The organism is Streptomyces sp. NPDC086519, assembly GCF_040686075.1.
GTDB lineage: Bacteria > Actinomycetota > Actinomycetes > Streptomycetales > Streptomycetaceae > Streptomyces > Streptomyces shenzhenensis.
The window spans coordinates 1-4,510 of record NZ_JBFBJL010000144.1; the positions used below are offsets into that span (position 1 = coordinate 1).

Annotated in this window: 1 protein-coding gene; it reads left to right on the forward strand. The window is 68.7% G+C overall.

What is annotated here, in order from left to right:
• A partial coding sequence (locus AB0P24_RS47560) for an amino acid adenylation domain-containing protein (RefSeq protein WP_365805685.1) occupies positions 1–4,510 on the forward strand: 4,510 nt, incomplete at both ends.

Consider the following 4,510-nt stretch of genomic DNA (forward strand, 5'->3'; position numbering starts at 1 on the left):
GTCTGTGCCTGCCGCGCGGGGTCGAGATCGTGGTGGCGATCCTGGCGGTGTGGAAGGCCGGCGGGGCATACGTGCCACTCGACCCGGAGTACCCCTCCGACCGGCTGGCGTACATGGTCCACGACAGCACGGCGGAGTTCGTGGTGGCCTCGGACGAGACGGCCGACCGGCTGCCGGACGGCGTCACCGTCGTCCGTCTCGACGAACTGGAAGCCGTATCGGGCGAGTTGCCGGAGATCGCGGCCGGTCAGCTGGCCTATGTGATTTACACGTCGGGTTCGACGGGCCGTCCCAAGGGTGTGGCGGTCGCGCATGCGTCGGTGGCGAACCTGGCCGCCGTCATGCGTCCGGTGCTGGGGGTCGAACCAGGGATTACGGCACTGCAGTTTGCTTCTTTCAGCTTCGACGCCTCTGTGCTGGACGTGGCCGTGACCCTGGCCGCTGGCGGCACGCTGGCCATCGCGTCATCCGATGAGCGGCTGGATTCTTCCGCGTTGGCCGCGATGGTGGAGGCCTGCGGTGTTCAGGTCGCCAGTGTCGTCCCCTCGCTTCTTGGAGTGCTGGAGCGGGGGGATGTTGCCGGTATCGGCAACTGGGTCCTGGGCGCGGAGCGGCTGGACTCTGGCCTGGCGGCGAAGTGGCGGGCGGGTGCGCGGGTGTGGAACACCTACGGTCCGACCGAGGCCACGGTCATCACCACCGCGGTTCTCCTGGAGGAGGGCATCATTGCTGAGGATGCCGCGCCGGCGATCGGTCGTCCGCTGCCCAATGTCCGTACCTACGTCCTGGATGCCTACCTCCGGCCGGTCCCCGCAGGTGTCACGGGTGAGTTGTATGTCGCGGGGGATGGGCTGGCGCGGGGTTATGTGAACCGGCCGGATCTGACGGCGGAGCGGTTCGTGGCGTGCCCGTTCGGTGACGGCGGGGGGCGGATGTATCGCACCGGCGACCTGGCGCGCTGGACGGTCGACGGGCGGCTGGAGTTCGTGGGGCGTGTGGATGAGCAGGTGAAGATCCGCGGGTTCCGGGTTGAGCTCGGTGAGGTCGAGGCCGTTCTCGCTGCGCACCCGCAGGTGGAGCAGGCGGTGGCGGTGGTGCGGGAGGGCCGTCTGGTCGGTTATGCCGTCGGTGAGGTGGACGGGGAGGAACTGCGGGCGTTTGCTGCCACGCGTTTGCCGGACTACATGGTGCCGTCGGTGGTCGTTGTCCTCGAGGCGTTCCCCTTGACGGTCAACGGCAAGGTGGACCGGGGTGCGCTGCCGGTTCCGGATCTGGGTGCGGGTGGCGGTCGTGGTCCGGTGACGCCGGTGGAGGAGGCGTTGTGTGGGTTGTTCGCGGAGGTGTTGGGTCTGGAGGCGGGCTCGGTCGGTGTGGAGGGGAGTTTCTTCGAGTTGGGTGGTGATTCGTTGCTGGTGATGCGGTTGATCGCGCGGATCCGGTCGGTGTTTGAGGTGTCGGTGGGTGTGCGTGAGGTGTTCGCGGAGCCGACGGTGGCCGGGATAGGGCGGTTGGTGGAGGCGGCCGGGACGTCGGCGGGTGTGGTGCTGGCGCGTCGGGAGCGTCCGGAGCGGGTGCCTCTGTCGTACGCGCAGCAGCGGATGTGGTTCCTCAACCGGTTCGAGGAGAGCGAGCCCGATGGCGCGGGCGCCGCGGCCTACAACCTGCCTTTTGCCTTGCGGCTGTCTGGCAGCGTCGACGTCGGAGCGCTTGAGGCTGCGCTGGGTGATGTGGCGGACCGGCACGAGAGTTTGCGGACGGTGTTCCCGGATGTGGAGGGGGTGCCGTATCAGGAGATCCGTGAGGGTGTCGATGGCCGTCCTCGGCTTCAGGTGGTCGAGGCCGGTGAGCAGTGGCGCGAATTCATGCGGGTTGAAGCCGGGCGGGGCTTTGATGTCCAGGTTGAGTTGCCGTGGCGGACGGTGTTGTTGAGGGTTTCACAGGAGGAGTCCGTCTTGTTGTTGGTGGCTCATCACATCGCGACGGACGCGTGGTCGATGGGTGTGCTGGCGAACGACCTCCAGGTCGCTTATCGGGCTCGTTTGGCGGGGGCTGAGCCGGGGTGGGAGCCGCTGCCGGTTCAGTACGCGGATTACGCGTTGTGGCAGCGGGAGGTGCTGGGCGAGCTGGATGATCCGGGCAGTGCGGTGGCTGGGCAGGTTGGGTTCTGGCGTGGGGTGTTGGAGGGGGCGCCGCAGGAGACGGTGTTGCCGTTTGACCGTCCGCGTCCGGCGGTGCCGTCGTTCCGTAGTGGTTCGGTTCCGGTGGGTGTGGATGCGGTCACGCACGGGCGGTTGGTGGAGTTGGCTGCGCAGGGCGGGGCGACGATGTTCATGGTCGTGCATGCCGCGCTGGCGGTGCTGCTCGCCCGGATGGGTGCCGGTGAGGACGTGTGCGTCGGTACGCCGGTCGCCGGCCGGTCCGACGCGCAGGTGGAGGGGCTGGCCGGGTTCTTCGTCAATACGCTTGTCCTGCGGTCCGATGTGGCGGGTGATCCGTCGTTCGTCGAGGTGCTGCGGCGGGTGCGTGAGGCTGACCTGGCTGCGTATGCGAACCAGGACGTGCCGTTCGAGCGGCTCGTGGACGAGCTGAACCCGACCCGCTCCGCCGCCCGTAATCCGCTGTTCCAGGTGATGCTGGCGCTCCAGAACGTGCCGGAAGCCCAGTGGGAGTTGGAGGGGCTGGCGGTCGAACAGATCCCGCCGGCGGAGGACCCCGCGGCGCGGTTCGATCTCTCCTTGACACTGAGCGAGCGCCAGTCGGACGACGGTTCTGCCGATGGTCTGCGCGGCGGGATTCTCTACTCCGCCGATCTGTTCGACGAGGGGACGGTCCGTCGGCTGGCGGGGCGGTTGGCGCGGGTGTTGGAGCGGGTGGCGGCGGATCCGCGGGTGCGGTTGGGTGATCTCGATCTGCTTGAGGAGTCCGAGCGGTCGGAGGTCGTCGAGGAGTGGAACGCGACGGGCCTGGACGTCGAGCCGTGGACTGTGGTGGAGCGGTTCCGCCGGTGGGTGGCGGAGATTCCGGACGCGGTGGCGTTGCGCTCGGGTGGGCGTTCGTTGACCTATGCGGAGGTGGATGCGCGTTCGGATGCGTGGGCGCGTGGGCTGGTGGCGCGTGGGGTGGGTCGGGAGTCGCGGGTGGGTCTGTGCCTGCCGCGCGGGACCGACATGGTGGTGGCGATCCTGGCGGTGTGGAAGGCCGGCGGGGCATACGTGCCACTCGACCCGGAGTACCCCACTGACCGGCTGGCGTACATGGTCGCCGACAGCGGCGCCGAGCTGGTGCTGGCTGTGGAGGAGACGGCGGAATCGTTGGACGGCGAGGCCGTCCTGCTGGACGGGCTCGCGATCGAGTCCAGGGAACCGATTGATGCGCAGGTCGGATTCGATGATCTGGCCTATGTGATCTATACGTCGGGTTCGACGGGCCGTCCGAAGGGTGTGGCGGTCGGGCATGCGTCGGTGGCGAACCTGGCCATCGCCATGCGTCCCGTCCTCGGCGTCGAACCAGGGGTTACGGCACTGCAGTTCGCCTCCTTCAGCTTCGACGCCGCCGTGCTGGACGTGGCCGTGACGCTGGCCGCCGGTGGCACGCTGGCCATCGCCTCGTCCGATGAGCGGCTGGATTCTTCCGCGTTGGCCGCGATGGTGGAGGCCTGCGGCGTTCAGGTCGCCAGTGTCGTCCCCTCGCTTCTTGGAGTGCTGGAGCCGGGGGATGTCGCCGGTATCGGCAACTGGGTGCTGGGTGCGGAGCGGCTGGACTCTGGCCTGGCGGCGAAGTGGCGGGCGGGTGCGCGGGTGTGGAACACCTACGGTCCGACCGAGGCCACGGTCATCACCACCGCGGTTCTCCTGGAGGAGGGCATCACTGCTGAGGATGCCGCGCCGGCGATCGGTCGTCCGCTGCCCAATGTCCGTACCTACGTCCTGGATGCTTACCTTCGGCCGGTCCCCGCAGGTGTCACGGGTGAGTTGTATGTCGCGGGGGATGGCCTGGCCCGCGGTTACGTGAACCGGCCGGATCTGACGGCGGAGCGGTTCGTCGCCTGCCCCTTCGGTGACGGCGACGGTGACGGTGACGGCGATGGGCGGATGTATCGCACCGGCGACCTGGCGCGCTGGACGACCGACGGGCGGCTGGAGTTCGTGGGCCGTGCCGACGAGCAGGTGAAGATCCGCGGGTTCCGGGTCGAACTCGGTGAGGTCGAGGCCGTTCTCGCTGCGCACCCGCAGGTGGAGCAGGCGGTGGCGGTGGTGCGGCAGGGCCGTCTGCTCGGTTATGCCGTAGGCGAGGTGGACGGGGAGGAACTGCGGGCGTTCGCTGCCACGCGTCTGCCGGACTACATGGTGCCGTCCGTAGTCGTGGTCCTTGACGCGTTGCCGCTCACGGTCAACGGCAAGGTCAGTCGCGCTGCCCTGCCTGTGCCTGATCTGGGTCTGGGTGGTTCGCGGGGGCCGGCGACGCCGACGGAGGAGATCCTGTGCGGCTTGTTCGCCGAGTTGCTGGGGCT